Source organism: Promicromonospora sp. Marseille-Q5078 (assembly GCF_050315395.1).
Classification (GTDB): Bacteria; Actinomycetota; Actinomycetes; order Actinomycetales; family Cellulomonadaceae; genus Isoptericola.
This window is the reverse complement of sequence record NZ_JBNPQG010000001.1, coordinates 658,341-675,785: the sequence shown is the minus strand read 5'-3', so window position 1 is coordinate 675,785 and position 17,445 is coordinate 658,341. Positions and strand designations below refer to the sequence as shown.

General features: G+C 73.5%; 16 protein-coding genes and 2 pseudogenes. 7 read left to right on the top strand and 11 right to left on the bottom strand.

Annotated elements, in window-relative coordinates:
* Nucleotides 1-115 precede the first annotated feature (115 nt).
* Both ACQFYA_RS03145 and ACQFYA_RS03140 read left to right on the top strand, forming a co-directional pair.
* Nucleotides 116-3,829 carry a S8 family serine peptidase gene (locus ACQFYA_RS03145; protein ID WP_499121518.1) on the top strand — a complete coding sequence of 1,238 codons (3,714 nt, stop codon included), beginning with the start codon at nt 116-118 and terminating at the stop codon, nt 3,827-3,829.
* Nucleotides 3,765-4,205: a hypothetical protein gene (locus ACQFYA_RS03140; protein ID WP_499121516.1), complete on the top strand. Its 441-nt coding sequence runs from the start codon at nt 3,765-3,767 to the stop codon at nt 4,203-4,205. Before ACQFYA_RS03145 ends, ACQFYA_RS03140 begins: the two co-directional genes overlap by 65 nt.
* A 45-nt stretch (nt 4,206-4,250) precedes the next feature.
* On the opposite strand, the gene ACQFYA_RS03135 is transcribed toward ACQFYA_RS03140, so the two are convergent.
* Both ACQFYA_RS03135 and ACQFYA_RS03130 read right to left on the bottom strand, forming a co-directional pair.
* Complete coding sequence (locus tag ACQFYA_RS03135) at nt 4,251-4,775, bottom strand: helix-turn-helix transcriptional regulator (protein WP_499121515.1); 525 nt, start codon at nt 4,773-4,775, stop codon at nt 4,251-4,253.
* A 495-nt stretch (nt 4,776-5,270) separates the two neighbouring features.
* Nucleotides 5,271-6,242, bottom strand: a complete 972-nt coding sequence (locus tag ACQFYA_RS03130; protein WP_499121514.1) for a phosphoribosylaminoimidazolesuccinocarboxamide synthase — start codon at nt 6,240-6,242, stop codon at nt 5,271-5,273.
* 103 nt (nt 6,243-6,345) lie between these two features.
* Here ACQFYA_RS03130 and ACQFYA_RS03125 point away from each other — a divergent pair, with 103 nt between their 5' ends.
* The 3 genes from ACQFYA_RS03125 (at nt 6,346) to ACQFYA_RS03115 (ending at nt 8,402) form a co-directional block, all read left to right on the top strand.
* Nucleotides 6,346-6,774, top strand: coding sequence for a MerR family transcriptional regulator (locus ACQFYA_RS03125; RefSeq protein WP_499121512.1), 429 nt, complete (start codon nt 6,346-6,348; stop codon nt 6,772-6,774).
* Nucleotides 6,771-7,190, top strand: a complete 420-nt coding sequence (locus ACQFYA_RS03120; protein ID WP_499121511.1) for a carboxymuconolactone decarboxylase family protein — start codon at nt 6,771-6,773, stop codon at nt 7,188-7,190. The genes ACQFYA_RS03125 and ACQFYA_RS03120 overlap by 4 nt, the downstream gene beginning before the upstream one ends.
* A 405-nt stretch (nt 7,191-7,595) precedes the next feature.
* Nucleotides 7,596-8,402: a tyrosine-protein phosphatase gene (locus ACQFYA_RS03115; protein WP_499121510.1), complete on the top strand. Its 807-nt coding sequence runs from the start codon at nt 7,596-7,598 to the stop codon at nt 8,400-8,402.
* A gap of 85 nt (nt 8,403-8,487) precedes the next feature.
* Here ACQFYA_RS03115 and purD read toward each other — a convergent pair.
* The 5 genes and pseudogenes from purD to ACQFYA_RS03090 form a co-directional block, all read right to left on the bottom strand.
* Nucleotides 8,488-9,791: pseudogene (purD, locus tag ACQFYA_RS03110) on the bottom strand (phosphoribosylamine--glycine ligase).
* Complete coding sequence (locus tag ACQFYA_RS03105; RefSeq protein WP_499121509.1) at nt 9,788-10,186, bottom strand: hypothetical protein; 399 nt, start codon at nt 10,184-10,186, stop codon at nt 9,788-9,790. Before ACQFYA_RS03105 ends, purD begins: the two are co-directional and overlap by 4 nt.
* Nucleotides 10,187-10,340: 154 nt before the next feature.
* Entirely contained in the window at nt 10,341-11,069 is a 729-nt protein-coding gene (locus ACQFYA_RS03100) for a transporter substrate-binding domain-containing protein (RefSeq protein ID WP_499121508.1), read from the bottom strand.
* 1 nt (nt 11,070) lies between these two features.
* Nucleotides 11,071-12,363, bottom strand: coding sequence for an adenylosuccinate synthase (locus ACQFYA_RS03095; protein WP_499121506.1), 1,293 nt, complete (start codon nt 12,361-12,363; stop codon nt 11,071-11,073).
* Between the two features lie 148 nt (nt 12,364-12,511).
* A complete protein-coding gene (locus ACQFYA_RS03090) occupies nt 12,512-12,874 on the bottom strand; it encodes an STAS domain-containing protein (protein ID WP_499121505.1) in 363 nt (120 codons plus the stop codon).
* A 77-nt stretch (nt 12,875-12,951) separates the two neighbouring features.
* Here ACQFYA_RS03090 and ACQFYA_RS03085 point away from each other — a divergent pair, with 77 nt between their 5' ends.
* The gene (locus tag ACQFYA_RS03085; RefSeq protein WP_499121503.1) at nt 12,952-13,401 is read left to right on the top strand and encodes a DUF3151 domain-containing protein; all 450 of its coding nucleotides are present in this window, start codon (nt 12,952-12,954) and stop codon (nt 13,399-13,401) included.
* A 194-nt stretch (nt 13,402-13,595) separates the two neighbouring features.
* Here the strand turns inward: ACQFYA_RS03085 and ACQFYA_RS03080 are convergent, their stop codons facing one another.
* The 3 genes and pseudogenes from ACQFYA_RS03080 to ACQFYA_RS03070 form a co-directional block, all read right to left on the bottom strand.
* Nucleotides 13,596-13,760: an ATP-binding protein gene (locus tag ACQFYA_RS03080; RefSeq protein WP_499127638.1), complete on the bottom strand. Its 165-nt coding sequence runs from the start codon at nt 13,758-13,760 to the stop codon at nt 13,596-13,598.
* A gap of 308 nt (nt 13,761-14,068) precedes the next feature.
* Nucleotides 14,069-14,676: pseudogene (locus tag ACQFYA_RS03075) on the bottom strand (PP2C family protein-serine/threonine phosphatase); the annotation flags it as partial.
* Between the two features lie 412 nt (nt 14,677-15,088).
* Entirely contained in the window at nt 15,089-15,676 is a 588-nt protein-coding gene (locus tag ACQFYA_RS03070; protein ID WP_499121502.1) for a PAS domain-containing protein, read from the bottom strand.
* Nucleotides 15,677-15,897: 221 nt separating this feature from the next.
* Here ACQFYA_RS03070 and ACQFYA_RS03065 point away from each other — a divergent pair, with 221 nt between their 5' ends.
* Entirely contained in the window at nt 15,898-16,317 is a 420-nt protein-coding gene (locus ACQFYA_RS03065; protein ID WP_499121501.1) for an STAS domain-containing protein, read from the top strand.
* A gap of 105 nt (nt 16,318-16,422) precedes the next feature.
* Here the strand turns inward: ACQFYA_RS03065 and fbaA are convergent, their stop codons facing one another.
* Complete coding sequence (fbaA, locus tag ACQFYA_RS03060; RefSeq protein WP_499121499.1) at nt 16,423-17,442, bottom strand: class II fructose-bisphosphate aldolase; 1,020 nt, start codon at nt 17,440-17,442, stop codon at nt 16,423-16,425.
* Nucleotides 17,443-17,445 lie beyond the last annotated feature (3 nt).

Sequence of the window (17,445 nt, the reverse complement as noted above, 5' to 3'; positions counted from 1 at the left end):
ACGGCGGGCGGCTGGCGACATCGCGCCACGGCGCGTTCTCGCCACCGCCCGCGGCCCCCGGACGCCCGGGCGGGTGCCACTCTGGACCCGCCTGACGACTCTCCGGGGACCCACCATGCATCGTGCTCCACGCGCCTCACAGCGGCTCGCCGCCGCGTCCTGCCTCGCCGCGCTCACGCTGGGCGGTGTCGCCGCGGCGCCCGCCGCGCTCGCCGCGCCCGCGCCGGACGGCGCCGAGGAGCTGCTCGCGTCGCTGGACGACGACCAGCTCGCCGTCCTCGACCGCCTCTCGACCCTCCAGGTCAGCGGGCTCCAGGACTTCGACGACGACGTCCTCGGGGACGCGGACGACGTCGACGTCATCGTGTCCCTCACCCAGCCCCCGGCGGCCACCGCGCAGCTGCTCGCCGCGACGCAGGGCCAGACCCTGACGGCCGACGCCGCGCAGGAGGCCGTCGAGGAGTCCCAGGAGTCGTTCGACGACGCGCTCGCCGACGCCTTCCCGACGACGTCGCGCGACGCCCGGGAGGCCGCGCCGACGGTCGACGAGACGTACACCGAGGCGTTCAACGGCGTGAGCATGACCGTCCCCGGCACGGAGCTCGAGGCGCTCGCGGACGTCGGGGGTCGCCGCCGTCTGGCCGGACGAGGAGGTGCACGCCGCCTCGACCGCCGTCGCCACGGGAACCACCCCGCGACGGCCGCCACGACCGCCGAGGACGAGGACGACCAGGCGGCCATCGCCGCCGGGCTGGCGCGCCTGCACGACGCGGGCGTCACCGGCGAGGGCACCACCGTCGGCGTCATCGACACGGGGATCGACTACCGCCACCCGGACCTCGCCGCTGTGTACGCGGGCGGCCGGGACCTGGTCGACGGCGACGACGACCCGATGGAGACGACGTACGCCGACTGGCAGGCCACCAACCGGCCCGAGACGTCCAACGGGTCCACGTACTACACGGAGCACGGCACCCACGTGGCCGGCATCATCGCCGGCCAGGGCGACGCCGCGACCGAGCGGGCCGCGCACGGCGTGGCCCCCGGCGCGAAGATCCGCGCCTACCGCGTGCTCGGCCCGTACGGCAGCGGCGCCACGTCTGCCGTCCTCGCCGGCATGGACGCCGCGCTGCAGGACGACGTCGACGTGGTGAACATGTCGCTCGGCGCCGCGTCGAACGACGCCATGAGCCCGCAGGCCCTCGCCGCCGACCACATGGTGCTGTCGGGGATCACGACCGTCATCGCCGCCGGCAACAGCGGGCCCGCCGCGTCCACGCTCGGTACCCCGGGCGCCGCGGCCCTGCCGATCACCGTCGGCGCCAACGACACCCCGATGGAGCTCGACCGCTACACGGCCGCCGTCGGGGACACCACGGCCGAGGCACGCCTGCTCGCCCGCTCCTACGCCGACGTCGACGACGCGATCGACGGCGACCACGGCCTGGTCGCCGTCGGCCTCGGCCGGTCCGCCGACTACTCCGGCAAGGACGTGGCCGGGAAGGTCGCCGTGGTCCAGCGCGGCACGATCACGCTCAACGAGAAGATCGAGCGCGCGGCGGACAAGGGCGCCGTCGCCGTCCTGCTCGTCAACAACGTCGCGGAGGAGGGGCACGTCCCGAACTACCTGGGCGAGAGCACCGGCTTCGTCCCGACGTTCTCCCTGACCGCCGCCGACGGCGCCGCGGTCGCCGCCGCCCTGACGGCGGACCCCGCCGCGACCGCCGCGTTCGCCCCGGACGGCACGTTCACGCTCGGCGGCGACCAGCTCGCGTCGTTCAGCTCGCGCGGACCCGTCTACGGCACGGGCACCATCAAGCCCGAGATCACCGCGCCCGGCGTGAGCGTCATGTCCTCGGTCCCGGCCGACGTCGTCGACCCCGCGGGGCACGACTACTCGATCGCCTACGCGCGCCTCAGCGGCACCTCGATGGCCACCCCGTACGTGGCCGGCGTGGCCGCCCTGCTGCTGCAGGACGACCCGCGCCGGACGCCGTCCGACGTCAAGGTCGCGCTGATGAACACGGCCGCCCCGCTCGAGGGCTCCGACGACGTCTTCGGCGTCGGCGCCGGTCAGGTGGACCCGTGGGCCGCCGTGCACGCCTCGGTGTCGGCCAGGGTGAGCGCCGAGACGGAGCAGGTGGACGCCGCCGGCGAGTCGTCGGCGCTGCGGTACGAGACCGGGGCCGTCGACTTCGGCACCCTGCCCGCGGGGAAGCGCGTCGCGGAGCAGGCGACCGTCACCGTGCGGGGCGACCTGCGGGGCAGCACCCGGTACGCCGTGTCGGTCACCACGACGGGCCCGGACGCGGACCAGCGGGACGTGCGGCTCTCCGCTCCGGACTCGGTGACCGTCGCGGGGCGCGGGAAGGCCTCCGTCCGGCTCTCCCTCACCGCGCCGGCGTCCGCCGCGGCCGGCTCGTACCAGGGGGTGGTCACGCTCACGCCGCGCGACCGGGACCTGCCGACGCTGCGCCTGCCCTACGGGGTCCGGCTCGCGACGACCGGCCTGGCCGAGCTGACGATGCCCAAGGCCGTGCTCTCCACGCACCAGGGCACCGGCGACGGGCTCGCGGCCGGCGGCCAGGGCCAGTTCGCCTTCCGCATGGCCGGACAGCTCACCGAGCTGCGCATCTTCCTCTCCGACCTTCAGGGCAACGAGGTCGGCTACGTCGGCACCCTGAGCACCGTCGGGCTGTCGGACGACGTGCTCTACGGGGCGTCGTTCACCGGCAGCTACTTCCCGCTCACGGGCGACCGGCGCAACCCGGTCTCGCCCCGGGCGCGCTGGGCCGCCGAGGGCGGCTACCGGTTCACCGTCGTCGGGGTGGACGCCTACGGCACCACCTTCACCAAGAGCGAGCCGATCTACGTCGACACCACGGCGCCGACGTACACCGACGAGTTCGGCGCCTTCGACCCGGCCGTGCCGACCGTGGTCGAGCGGCCCGCCGACGCCACGACCTACCCGCTGGACGGGGTGCTGCACGACGCGTCGGTGCCCGCGATCCGGGCGGCGGGGATCGACGTCGACCAGAGCGACAACAAGCTGCAGTGGTCGGCGTACAGCCCGGTCGCTCCCGAGATCACCACGATGGCCGACACGCAGGGCGACGTGCACGCCACGTACACCTTCCCCAAGGGCCCGGCCGTGTCCAACCTGTTCATGTGGCCGGCCGACGGGGCGGGCAACTGGGCCGACCGGCGCAAGGTGAACTTCATCAAGGAGGGCGTCCCCTACGTGGTGGGCGCCGCCGACACCGCCAAGGCCGCACCCGGCGACGTGGTGACCTACACGCTCACCGCGCACGACCTGAAGAGCTGGGGCTCGTTCCAGACGCAGATCCGGTACGACTCGAAACTGGTCAAGGTGCTGTCCGTCGAGGCGACCGACTCGCTCGGCGAGCACGACCCGACGCCCGTCGAGGTGACCACCACGGACGCCGGCTCGGGGGCGTGGAAGCTCACCACGGCGTCGTTCGACGTCGGCGACGCCGCCGGCCTCACGGCCGACGCGATGCCCCTGCTCACCGTGTCCTACGAGGTGCTCGACGCTGCCGGCTGGTCGCTGGAGAACGGCCTGGCCACCGGCACGACGAAGTTCTCGGACGTGGACGGCGTGAGCACGTCGCTCAGCAGTTCTACGGTGCGGTCGCGCGGCTCAACCCGCACTCGCTCGTCAGCGGCCGCGTGGCCCCCAGGCGATGCTGAACGACGCGTCCGCGTTCGACTCCGGCGTCGACTACACCACCGCGGGGGCGGCCGTGACGCTCACCGCGCCGGACGGCACCGTGCGGACCACCGAGGTCGACTCGACCTCCCGGTATGACTTCGGCCCCATGCCGCTCACGGACGAGGCGTACCGCCTGGAGGTCCGCGTGCCGGGCCACTTCTCCTGGTCCGGCGACGTCGCCGCCGGCGCCACGACGAAGGGCGGGCAGGTCGTCAGCACGGTGCCCGCGCTCCTGGCCGGCGACGTGAACGCCGACGACGTCATCGACGTGCGGGATGCGATCGCGATCCTCGGCGCGCAGGGGACGGCGGACCCGGCAGCCGACCTGGACCGCTCCGGCTCGGTCGACCGGGCGGACCTGGCCTGGGTGCGGACCAACTACCTCGCCCAGAACTCGGCGTCCGACCGGATCACCACGCCGGTCACGTCGTACCGCGGCACCACCCTGGAGGACGTCGAGGACCGCATGTGACACCGCACGGGTCGAGCTGACCCGGGCTCCAGGACACGGCCGAGGTCACACCCAGTCGTTGCGCAGGGCGTGCCAGCCCAGCTGCATCCGGGTGCTGACCTCGGCCGTGTCCATGAGGGCCCGCAGCCGGCGCTGCACGGTGCGCGGCGAGCTGCCGAGCTGGCTCGCCATCGCCGCGTCGGTGAGGCCGGACATCATGAGCTGCAGCAGCTGGCGGTCGTCGCGGCTCAGGCCGTCGCCCTCGCGCAGGTAGGGGCGCGAGCGGCGCCAGGTCGAGTCGAAGAGCTCGGTCGCGAGGCGGACGAGGGGGCCGCGCAGCACCAGGGACGCGGTCGCGTCGAGCTGCATCATCGCGATCTCCCGGTCGGCGATCGCGAGCTTGACCAGCGGGTGGTCGACCACCCGGACCCGGTGGCCCGACGCCACCCGCTCGTCCAGGGCGCGCACCGCCGCGGTCTCCTTGAGGAACGCCGCGTCGACGACGACGCGGTAGCTGTGGCCCGCGGTGCGGTCGTCCTCCGTGATGGCCTCCTCCACGGAGGTGACGGTGTTGAACCCCGACTGGAACACGTCGACGGTGCGGAGCGCGCGCTCCTCGAGCTCGCCGATGCGCCGCGCCTGGGCCGCGCCCCCGACACGACCTCGACGAGCTCGCTGCCCCGCAGCGGCACCGCGGCCCGGGACAGGTCGGCCAGCTCCGCCAGCTCGAGCTCGGCCCGCGCGAGGTCGGCGCGCAGCCGGGCGACCGAGCCGCCGAGCGCCGCGTGCGGCGGCACCACGGCCCAGCGCTCCGCGGCCCCCGGGTCCGGCACGTCCCAGTCGTCGGGGTCGGGGTCCGGGGCGACGAGGCCCGAGTCCGCCATCGCCACCAGCGTCCGGCGCGCCGCCGCCACGCTCGTGGACGTCGCGTCGGCCACCTCCTGCGTGGTCGCGCGCGCCACCCGGAGCAGGTAGCGGTAGACGGGGTCCTGCGGGCCGGCGAGGGGCAGCGACGGTGCGCCGCTCGTGGGTGAGGACATGGCACACAGTGTGCGCCCCGCGTGTTTCGTGCGGCGGGGCGAACGCTCAGGTCAGGGACGTGCCCGTCAGCCGCTGGTACGCCTCGAGGTAGCGGTCGCGGGTGCGCTCGACGACGTCGGCCGGCAGCTCGGGCGCCGGGGCGTCGGACGACCGGTCCCAGCCGGACTCCGGCGAGGTGAGCCAGTCGCGCACGAACTGCTTGTCGAAGCTCGGCTGGGCGTGGCCCGGCTCCCACGCGTCGGCGGGCCAGAACCGCGACGAGTCGGGCGTGAGCACCTCGTCGCCCAGCACCGTGGCTCCCGTCGCCGGGTCGACGCCGAACTCGAGCTTGGTGTCCGCAAGGATCACGCCGCGCTCGCGCGCGACCTGCTCGGCCCGGGAGTAGACCGCGAGGGTGAGGTCGCGCAGCCGCGCGGCGGCGTCGTCGCCGATCCGGCGGGCGACCTCCTCGAACGCACGTTTCTCGTCGTGCTCGCCCACCTCGGCCTTGGTGGCGGGCGTGAAGATCGCCTCCGGCAGGCGGGAGCCGTCGACCAGGCCCGCGGGCAGCGCGATGCCGGTGACCTCGCCCGAGGCCCGGTACTCCGCGAGGCCGGAGCCGGTGAGGTAGCCGCGCGCCACGCACTCGACCGGGAACATCTCGAGGCGGCGGCAGATCATCGCGCGGCCCGCGACGACGTCGGGCACGAGGCCGTCGCCCGGCTCGGCGCTCGCCTCCGTCGAGACGACGTGGTTCGGCACGAGGTCGGCGAGCTGGTCGAACCACCAGAGGCTGAGCTGCGTGAGCACCACGCCCTTGTCCGGGATGCCCGGGGTGAGCGTGTGGTCGTAGGCCGACACCCGGTCGGACGCGACGACGAGGACGACGTCGCCCAGCGGGTGCACCCCGCCCAGGGCCGGCAGGTCGGGCTCGTACAGGTCGCGGACCTTGCCCGAGTAGACGTGCCGCCATCCCGGCAGGTCGAGCGGTCCCCCGGCGAAGGCGTCGGGCTGGTCGGCGTCGCGCGTCTCGGTCACGGCGCCCAGTGTCCCATCCGTGCGCGGCGGCGTGTCGCCCTCGTCCGGTGTGGCACCGCGGCGCCCTTGACCTGGAGCGCACTCCAAGTTCTAGGGTCGTGCCATGCGCGACGCCGACCCCGTTCCCGAGCACGAGCACGAGCACGAGCACGGCATCACGATCGCCCAGGTCGCGGACCGGACCGGGCTCACCCCCGACACGCTCCGCTACTACGAGCGCGCGGGCCTCATCGAGCGGGTGGGGCGCAGCACCGGCAACCAGCGCCGGTACTCGGCGGCCGACCTCGTGTGGCTGGAGTTCCTCCTGCGACTGCGCGAGACCGGAATGCCGATCAGCGGCATGCAGCGGTACGCCCGGCTGCGGGCCGAGGGCGACGCCACCCTGGGCGAGCGGCTCGCCCTGCTGCGCGAGCACCGCGACGACCTCGCCGCCCGCATCCGCCGGCTCCGCGACCACGAGGACGCGCTGGACGACAAGATCACCCACTACGAAGGGCTGCTCTCCACGCAGCCCGGGACGGACCACGCATGAGCACCAGCACCACCGCCGAGACCCGCCAGGAGCGCTTCGACCGGGGCATGGAGGTGCTCTCCCGCGTCGACGGCGAGGGCGGCCGCCGGGTGATCGACTCGCTCGCCGACGTCAGCCCGGAGCTGGGCCACCAGGTGGTCGCGTGGGCGTTCGGGGAGGTCTACGACCGACCGGGCCTGCCGCCGCGCGACCGCCAGCTCGTGACGCTCGGCATGCTGACCGCCCTCGGCGGGTGCGAGCCGCAGCTGGAGGTGCACGTCAACGCGGCGCTGAACGTGGGGCTCACGCCCGCCGAGATCGTGGAGGCCCTGCTCCACTCCGCGGTCTACTGCGGGATGCCGAAGGCGCTCAACGCCACGTTCGTCGCCAAGAAGGTCTTCGCCGAGCGCGGCCTGCTCCCCGTCGACGCCCCCTGACCGCGGGCGCTCCCCCGGCGCGACGAGAGTTCACCGCCCGCCTCACCGGACAACCCTGTCCGTTCACCGGGGTTCGTGTGCGGCGTCCACCGTGCACCTCATGAATCGCCTCACCCGCTGTGTCGCCACGTCCGTGCTGGTCGCCGGGCTCGCCGCCGCCCCCGTCGCCGCATCCGTCGCGGCGCCTCACACCACCGCCGCCACGACCGGCCGCCACGCCGTCGCCGCCCACGGCGCCATCCCGTTCACCGCCGCGACGGTCACCGCCCAGGACGACGGCTCGTTCACCGTCACCTGGTCCGCCCCCGCGGCGCCGGCGACGTCCGCCTCTACACCGGCACGTCCCGGGACCGCATCGACACCCGCCACGTCGTCGCGCGCGGCGACAGCTCCGGCACGGTCACGGTGCGCGGCCTGCAGGACGCCGACCGCCGCTGGTTCCGCCTGGTGCCGGAGCGCGGGCAGGGCCTCACCCTCGCCGACCGCCTCGTGCAGCTCGACGGCACCGTGAACCTTCGCGACATGGGCGGCTACCGCACCGTCACCGGCGAGTGGGTCGCGATGGGCGAGGCCTACCGGTCCGACGCGCTCGACAGGCTGAGCGAGGACGACCTCGACGCCCTCGAGGGCCTCGACGTGCGCACCGTCGTCGACCTGCGCACCGCGTCCGAGCGCACCACCGCGCCCGACCGCGTGCCCGAGGGCGCCCGCTACGAGGTGGCGGACGTGATCGGCGGCGGTGGCGCGACCGTCCCCGACCTCTCCACGCCCGAGGCGGCGGCCCAGATGATGGTCGACGGCGAGCGCTCCATGGTGTCCAGCGACACCGGCCGCGCGGCCTACGAGACGCTGTTCGACGCCGTCGACGACGAGGGCGCCGTCCTCTTCCACTGCACCGCGGGCAAGGACCGCACCGGGTGGGCGGCCGCCGCGCTGCTCACGACCGCGGGCGTGCCGCGCGACGTCGTCGAGGACGACTACCTGCTGAGCAACGACTACCGCGCCGAGGCGAACGCCGCCGCACTGGCCTCGATGCCGGCGGAGCAGGCCGCGATCTACAAGCCACTCATGGACGTGCGGCCGGAGTACCTGGCCGCGGGCTTCGACGAGGTCCGCGACGAGTACCGCTCGTTCGCCGGCTACCTGCGGCGCGGCCTCGACCTGAGCCCGCGCGAGATCCGCGACGTCCGCGACGAGCTGCTGGTCGGCTGACGCTCACGCCCGGTTCGGCAGTTCGGCCTCGATTCGGCAGTCAGGACTGCCGAATCGAGGCCGAGCTGCCGAACCGACTGCGGCGTCAGGGGACGGCGACCTCGCCGCGCTCGGCCTTGAGGGCGATGTCGCTGCGGTGGTGCGAGCCGTCCAGCCCGATCTCGGCGATCCCGGCGTAGGACGCCGCCCGCGCGGCGGCCAGGTCCGTGCCCCGGCCCACGACGGACAGCACGCGCCCGCCGGCGGACACCAGCGTGCCGTCGTCCAGCGCGGTGCCGCCGCGTGCAGCACGTGCACGCCATCCAGCGCCTCGGCGTCGGCGATGCCGGTGATCGGGTCGCCCTTGCGCGGCGACTCGGGGTAGCCCTGCGACGCGACGACGACGTTCACCACGGCCTCGTCGGACCAGCGCAGCGGCGCGATGTCCGCCAGCGCGCCCGTGGCGGCGGCGAGCAGCACCCCTGACAGCGGGGTGCGCAGCCGCGCGAGGACGGCCTGGATCTCCGGGTCGCCGAAGCGGGCGTTGAACTCCACGACGCGGGTGCCGCGGCTGGTCAGCGCCAGCCCCACGTACAGCACGCCGGAGAACGGGGCGCCGCGGCGGGCCATCTCGTCCACCGTGGGCTGCGCGATGCGGTCGACCACCTCGGAGACCAGGTCGGCCGGGGCCCAGTCGAGCGGGGTGTAGGCGCCCATGCCGCCGGTGTTGGGGCCGGCATCGTCGTCGCCCACCCGCTTGAAGTCCTGGGCCGGCACCATCGGTACGACGGTGGCGCCGTCGCAGAGGCAGAACAGCGAGACCTCGGGGCCGTCGAGGTACTCCTCGACCACCACGCGACCATCGTCGCCGCGGGCGTCGAGCGCCTCGCGGGCGTGGGCCAGGGCGGCGTCGCGGTCCGACGTCACGACGACGCCCTTGCCGGCGGCCAGCCCGTCGTCCTTGACGACGTAGGGGGCGCCGAACGCGTCGAGCGCGTCGGCGACCTGCTCGACGGTGGTGCACACGTGCGCCATCGCGGTCGGCACGCTCGCGGCGGCCATGACGTCCTTCGCGAACGCCTTCGAGCCCTCGAGGCGGGCGGCCTCGGCGGACGGCCCGAAGCAGGGGACCCCGGCCTCGCGGACGGCGTCGGCGACCCCGGCGACCAGCGGCGCCTCGGGGCCGACGACCACCAGGTCGACGCCGAGCGAGCGCGCCAGGGCGGCGACGGCGCGGCCGTCCTCCGGGTCCACGGGGTGCAGCGCGGCCTGTGCGGCCATGCCCGGGTTGCCGGGAGCGGCGTGCAGCTCGTGCGCCGACCCGGGCGCGCCGTCAGCGGCGGCCTCGGACGCGAGGGCGTGGACGATGGCGTGCTCGCGGGCACCGGTCCCGACGACGAGGATCTTCACGGGCGACCAGTGTAGAAGGCCCTGCGACCGGGAGCCACGAGCGACGCCGCATCAGGTGCGTCGGGTGAACCATCTCCGCCGGGCTGTGGTCTCCCCGCACGTTCGGGCCGGAGCTGCTCGAGCTGGGGGTCATAGCAGATCAGGTCGTGCTGCTCGGCGAGGTTCGCGGCGAACTCCGATGCCTCCTCGCAGCGGCTCCACACCATGGAGAAGTAGATCGCGTCCCCCCAGGCGTTGCCGATGAGTGGGCCGTCGGCCCAGGGTGAGTCGTCGTTCTCGTCCTCGGTGATGTCCGGCCAGCGTGCGAGGAGCGCGTCGACGTACGCCCGGATCTGCGGTGCGGGTTCCCGCTCCTCGTCCGCCGCCTCCATCTGATCCATGAGCCGCTCGAACATCCTGGACGCGGCCTTCGCCGACGCCGGTCGCGCACCCACCCACACTGCCAAGTCGTAGGACATCCCGCCATGATGGCCTGACCGACGGACAGAGCCGCCGTCGCACGGCCGTGGCACCGCTGGTTGAGCCTGTCGACACCTGGTTTCGACAGGCTCAACCAGCGGAGGGGACGGTGGCGTCCTGGCCGGAGCGTCCGAGCGACGCCGCGACGAAGCCGTCCGCCGTCAGCGCGGCGACGACGTCGCGCAGCCAGGCGACCGCGGCCGGGTCGCGGTCGCGGCCGGTGGCGACGGCCTGGCGGATCTCGGTGAACCGCGGCTCGACGACGCGCAACCCCGGGTGGGCGGCCACGTACCGCGTCAGCGGCTGCCGGATCCCGGCCGCCACCTCCAGCCCGTGCTCCTCGAACGCCACGGTCCCGTCGGCGCCCCGCACCACCTCCGCGTGCTCCAGGCTGCGGGTGAGGAACAGGTCGTAGGCCGAGCCCTCCTTGACGCCCACCCGCACGCCGGGCCGGTCGACGTCGGCGGCCGTCCGCACCGGCGAGCCCTCTTGGACGGCGAACACGCCCTCGATCCGCACGTACGGGTCGGTGAACGCGACCTGCTCGGCCCGCTCCGGCTCCGCGGCGAGGAAGCCGACGTCGACCCGGCCCTCCGCGACGGCCGCGAACGACAGCCGCGCCGCGTCGACGCACTCCAGCCGCACGGGGACGCCGAGCCGGCGCGCGACCTCCCGCGCCAGGTCCACCGTGACGCCCGAGGGCGCCTCCGGCGTGCCCTGCGCCAGCACGGGGTTGCCGAGGTTGATCACGGCGTGCAGCACCCCCTGCGGGGCGAGCGCGGCGACGACCTCCTCGGGCACCTGCGCGGGAGCCGTCACGTCAACGCGCGTGGATCAGGTCGTGCACCGGGATGATCTCGTCGCGGCGCGGGCCGACGCCGACCGCGGAGATGCGGCAGCCGGAGAGCTCCTCGAGCCGGGCGAGGTACGCCTGCGCGTTCGCGGGCAGGTCCTCGATGGTGCGGGCGCCGGAGATGTCCTCCCACCACCCGGGCATCTCCTCGTAGATCGGCGTCGCGTGGTGGAACGCCGACTGGTCGTCGGGCATCTCGTCGTACCGGGTGCCGTCCACGTCGTAGGCGACGCAGACCGGCACCTTCTCCAGGCCGGTGAGCACGTCCAGCTTGGTGACCACGAGGTCGGTGAGCCCGTTGATGCGCGCCGCGTAGCGGGCGATGACGGAGTCGTACCAGCCGCAGCGGCGCGCGCGGCCGGTGGTGACGCCGTACTCGCCGCCGGTCTTCAGCAGGTACTCGCCCATGTCGTCGAACAGCTCGGTGGGGAACGGGCCCTCGCCCACGCGCGTCGTGTACGCCTTGATGACGCCGATCACGGAGTCGACGCGGGTGGGCCCGATGCCCGAGCCCGTCACCGCACCGCCGGCGGTGGCGCTGGACGACGTGACGAACGGGTACGTGCCGTGGTCGATGTCGAGCATGGTCGCCTGACCGGCCTCGAACAGGACGTTCTTGCCGGCGTCGAGCGCCTGGTTGAGCACCAGCGGCGTGTTCGCGACCATCGGGCGCAGCCGCTCCGCGTGCGCCAGCAGCTCGTCGACCGTCTCGTCGATCTCGACGGCGCGGCGGTTGTAGACCTTGACCAGCAGGTGGTTCTTCTGGTCGAGGGAGCCCTCGACCTTCTCCCGCAGGATCTTCGGGTCGAACAGGTCCGCGATGCGGATGCCGACGCGGTTGATCTTGTCCGCGTACGCCGGCCCGATGCCGCGGCCGGTGGTGCCGATGCGGCGCTTGCCGAGGAAGCGCTCGGTCACCTTGTCGAGCGTCCGGTGGTACCCGGCGATGACGTGCGCCTGGCTCGAGACCAGCAGGCGGGAGACGTCCACGCCGCGCGCGATCAGGTCGTCCAGCTCCTCGAACAGCACGTCGATGTCCACGACGACACCGTTGCCGATCACGGGGACGACGCCGGGCGACAGGATGCCCGACGGCAGCAGGTGCAGCGCGTACTTCTCGTCGCCGATGACGACGGTGTGACCCGCGTTGTTCCCGCCGTTGAACTTCACGACGTAGTCGACCCGGGACCCGAGCAGGTCCGTGGCCTTCCCCTTGCCCTCATCGCCCCACTGGGCACCGACGAGCACCACGGCTGGCATGAAATCTCCTCGCGTCGACGAGGCCCGGCATGTCACCCACGTCATCTGAGCAGGCAGGCTTTCTCGGCCGGGCCGCGCCCGAGTTTACCCGCCCGTGAACCGAACGCCGGTTGCGCCTGCCCCAACCCTCAGCAGGGTCTCGACAGGCTCAACCAGCGGGGTGGTGCGAGGCGGGGGCCGACGGCGCCGGGGCGGACTCGCACCGGTGGTCGCGATCGATCCGGAACAGGTCGAGCGCCCCGCACACCTCGAGGACGAACAGGTCGCGCTCGTCCGCGCCCCGCAGCACCGTGGCGCCGCCGCGCTTGCGCCCGGCGTCGGCGAGGGAGATGAGGAACGCGGCGCCCGTGGAGTCCATGAACGTCACGCGGCACATGTCGATCACCAGCAGCTGCCGCCGCAGCCCGACCACGCGCGTGGCGATCTCCGGAAACTGGTCGCGCTCGGCGAGGTCGAGGTCTCCGGCGATCACGAGCGTCGTCGTCGTCGATGACGTCGCGATCTCGATCATGGTGCCGAGCGTACCCGCGGAATGCCGCGCACGGCGTTCGAGGCGCCGCTCTCGCGCCCGGGTCCAGAATGGTCCCCATGACCTCTCCCGTGGACGACCTGCTCGCCGGCCCTCCCCCGACCCGTCTGCCCGACGACCACCCCCAGGTGCGCGACGGCCTGGACGCCGGCGAGGACCCGGCGCAGCTCGCCGCGGACCACCCGGCGTCGTCCCTGGCCTGGGCCGTGCTGGCCGAGCTCACCCTGGACGGGTCGGGCACCGCGCCGAGCGCCGCCCGCTCGGTGACCGCCTACGCCTACGCCCGCACCGGCTACCACCGCGGCCTCGACGCGCTGCGCCGTGCGGGCTGGCGCGGCCAGGGCCCGATCCCGGCCGACCACGAGCCGAACCAGGGCTTCCTCCGCGCCCTCGCCGCGCTCGCCACGGCCGCCGGCCAGATCGGCGAGACCGCCGAGGCCGACCGGTGCGAGCAGTTCCTGCGCGACTCCGGCACCTCCGGCGACGAGGTCCGCGCGCTCGCCGGTTGAGCGTGTCACCTCCCGCCGGTTGAGCTTGTCGAAACCCCGTCGCCCCCGCCGGTTGAGCTTGTCGAAACCCCGTTCGTGGTCTCGACACGCTCGACCGACGAGGACGTGGTCGCGACACGCTCGACCCACGAGGACGAGGTCTCGACAGGCTCGACCGACGAGGACCTGGTCTCGACAAGCTCGACCGATCGGCCTCAGGCGACGTCGGGCGCGTGCAGCTTGGCCCACACCAGCTTGCCGGACCCGGCGGGCCGCCACCCCCAGTCGGCCAGCCGCTCGACGATCTGCATCCCGAACCCGCCGACACGGTTGGGGTGGCCGTCCGTGGTGACGGGCGGGGCGGGGTTGGAGTCCTCCACCTCGATGCGCAGGCCGTCGCCGGTTCGAAGAGCCGGAGCGCGATGTTGCCCCAGCCGTGCAGCACGCCGTTGGCGACGAGCTCCGACACGACGAGCTCGGCGGACGCCGACTCCGGCAGCCCCCACGCCTGACAGGTGCGCAGCACGGCGTGCCGCGCACGGCCGATGGACGCGGGCTCGCTGGGCAGCAGCCAGCGCCGTGAGCGCGGGCTGAGGGGCTGCACCTGGGCGTCGGCGACGGGGTCGGGCACGCGCACGACGACGAGCGCGACGTCGTCCTCGGGGGCGTCGGCGAGCCGGGAGAGCAGCTCCTCCCCCACGCCCGCGGCGTCGCGGGCGGTGATGCGGGCGGAGGTCTCGATCAGGGCGTCGAGGCCGACCTTGAGCGACCGGTCGCGGCGCTCGATGAGTCCGTCGGTGTAGAAGAGCAGCACGTCGCCGCGGCGCAGCTCGGTCTGCCCCGTGGTGCGCGGCCGGGATCCGAAGCCGATCAGCGACCCCGCGCCCCCGCGAGCTGGGTGACCTTCCCGTCCCGCAGCAGCAGGGGCGGCAGGTGGCCGGCCCGCGTGTACTGCACGGTCCAGGCGTCGCCGTCCTGCTGGTGCTTCAGCGTGGCGTAGACCATCGACGCCGAGCGCGGGATGCGCATGCCCGTGACGAGCTGGTCGACCCGGTCCACGACGATCCCCGGCGTGGCGAGCTCGAACGCGTACGACCGCACGACGGACCGCAGCTGCCCCATCGCGGCCGCGGCCTCGACGTCGTGCCCGACGACGTCGCCCACCACGAGCCCGACGGTGCCGTCGTTGATCTGCAGCACGTCGTACCAGTCGCCGCCCACCTGGGCGTGCTCGGCGTTCGGCGCGTAGTACGTCCACACGTCGAGGCCCGAGACGTCGGCCTGCTCGGGCAGCATCGCGCGCTGCAGCGCCTCGGCGAGCCGGTGCTCGCGTGCGTAGAGGCGCGCGTTGTCGATCGCGGTGCCGGCCCGCCGCGCGACGACCTCGATCACCGTGTGCACGTGCTGCGGCTCGGACGGGGCGGGGCGGGACTCCTCGGTGACGGTGCCGTCGGCGGCCACGCCGACGCCGTGCCAGGTGGCGAGCAGGCCGAGCACGCGGCGGCGCCCGGCCACGGCGTGCACGACGACGGCGCGCGGCAGGGCCCCGGTCTCCTCGACCACGCGGCGCAGCAGGTCCCGGCGCAGCCACCCGGACGCGGAGTGTGCCGGGAACCGGGCGTCCAGGCGCAGCATGACCGGGCCCTCGACGACGCCCTCGAGCAGGTCCTGGACCTCGTCGCGGATCGGCTCGTGCTGGTCGCGGCCGTCATGCGTCCCGTGCGCCTCGGCCCCGTCGCCCTCGGGGGTCGGGCACATAGCGGGCGTGCCGGCGCCCGCGGCCGCTCGGGGGCGAGGCGACGTCCACGCCGTCGGCGAAGAGGAGCCCGTCGTCGTTGACGTAGAAGCCGGCCCACGGCACGAGCGAGCGCAGCAGGTCGGCGATGTCGCGCAGGGCGTACGGGTACTCGAGGTCGCCGAGCAGCTCGGTGGTCTGCGCGATGAGGTCGAGGTCGGCCCGCTCGCGGCGCTCGACCTCGAGGGAGGCGAGCTGGGCGGCCTGCCGTTCCACGTGCGTCGAGACGTCGGTGGCGGTGCCGAACCACCGGTTCGCCGGGCCGTCGGCGTCCGGCACGGGGGTCATCGTGATCTGCCACCACGTGGCGACGTCGTCGGGGCGGCGGCCGCGCAGCATGCGCGTCGTGGGGTGTCCGGTGCGCAGGTCGCGCTGGCTGCGCTCGCGCTCGGTGTCGTCGGCCACGAGCTCCAGCAGCGGGTGCTTCCCGAGGACGGCGAGGTCCGACACGCCGATGCCGGTCTCGCGGGCGAAGGCGTCGTTGACCCACAGCACGGGCATGCCGTCGTCCCACGCCCCCGTGACGAAGGCCGGGATGACGGCGTGGGCGAGCGCGACGTCGAGAAATCCCCGGGAAGGGGCGGCACAGGACCGGATGATTCGGTCATAATGCCTCCACTGCCGAGATTCCCCGCCCTGGTTGGGTTCTTGCTGGTCATTCAACCGTAGATTGGTGTCCGCCGAGACTCGAGGTGAACGCCCCCGCGCGTGGAAGGAGCACCGTGCACGACGGATCGAACTCGACCCCACGTGACCTGCGGCGTGCGGACGTAAGGGAAGCAGACGCGGCGCCCGAGCTGGGCGACCCCGCGAGCGTGCACGTCATCGTCGGCGCGTCCCGCGCCCGTGTCGTGCTGTCCGGTGAGATCGACGCCGACATCGGCGCCGAGCTCGGTGAGGCGATCTCCGACGCCGAGGGCTCCGGCCTCCCGGTCGAGATCGACGCCCACCACGTCACCTTCATGGACTCGTCCGGCGTGGCGTTCCTCGCCCGTCTCGCGTCCCGCAGCCCGCACCGCGTGCGGGTGCTGCGCGCCCCGCCCACCGTGCGCTTCCTCCTCGAGGTCACCCGCATCGGCGAGCTGCTCGAGATCGTCGACGTCGACCCGGGCTTCGACCTGGAGACACCAGCGCCGAGGTAGTTCGCAACTCGCCGAGGTAGTTCGAAGGGGCGGTCCGCACCATGTGCGGGCCGCCCTTCGAACTACCTCGGCGAGTTGCGAACTACCTCGGCGAGAGGTGTGAGGTCACATCTTGTGGCCGGCGGACCGCAGCTGCTGCGCGGCCTCGACGATGCGCGCGGCCATGCCGCCCTCGGCCAGCTTGCCCCAGGCGCGCGGGTCGTAGGCCTTCTTGTTGCCGACCTCGCCGTCGATCTTCAGGACGCCGTCGTAGTTCTTGAACATGTGCTCGACGACCGGGCGCGTGAACGCGTACTGCGTGTCCGTGTCGATGTTCATCTTGATGACGCCGTTGTCGACCGCCTCGGCGATCTCCTCGGCCGTGGAGCCCGAACCGCCGTGGAACACGAGGTCGAACGGGTTCTCCTTGCCGATCTCGTCGCCGACGGCCTTCTGGATGTCCGCGAGGATCGACGGGCGCAGCTTGACGGCGCCCGGCTTGTACACGCCGTGCACGTTGCCGAAGGTGAGGGCCGTCAGGTAGCGGCCCTTCTCGCCGGCGCCCAGCGCCTTGACCGTGGCCAGGCCGTCCTCGGCCGTGGTGTAGAGCTTGTCGTTGATCGCGGCCTCGTGGCCGTCCTCCTCGCCACCGACGACGCCGACCTCGATCTCGAGGATGGTGCGCGCGGCCTGCGACAGCTCGAGGAGCTCCGCGGCGATCACGAGGTTCTCGTCCAGAGGGATGTCCGAGCCGTCGAACATGTGCGACTGGAAGGTCGGGTTCTTGCCGGCCTTGACCTGCTCCGCCTCGAGGGCGAGCAGCGGGCGCACCCAGGAGTCGAGGTTCTTCTTGACGCAGTGGTCGGTGTGGATCGCGATGTTCACCGAGTAGTTCTTCGCGACCTCGGTCGCGTAGGCCGCGAGGGCCAGCGAGCCGACGACACGGTCCTTGATCGTCGAGCCCGACGCGTACTCGCCACCGCCCACGGAGACCTGGATGATGCCGTCCGACTCGGCCTCGGCGAAGCCCTGGAGCGCGGCGGTGACGGTCTGCGACGACGTGATGTTGACGGCGGGGTAGGCGAACTTGCCGGCCTTCGCCCGGTCGATCATCTCGGCGTAGACCTCGGGGGTTGCGATAGGCATCTG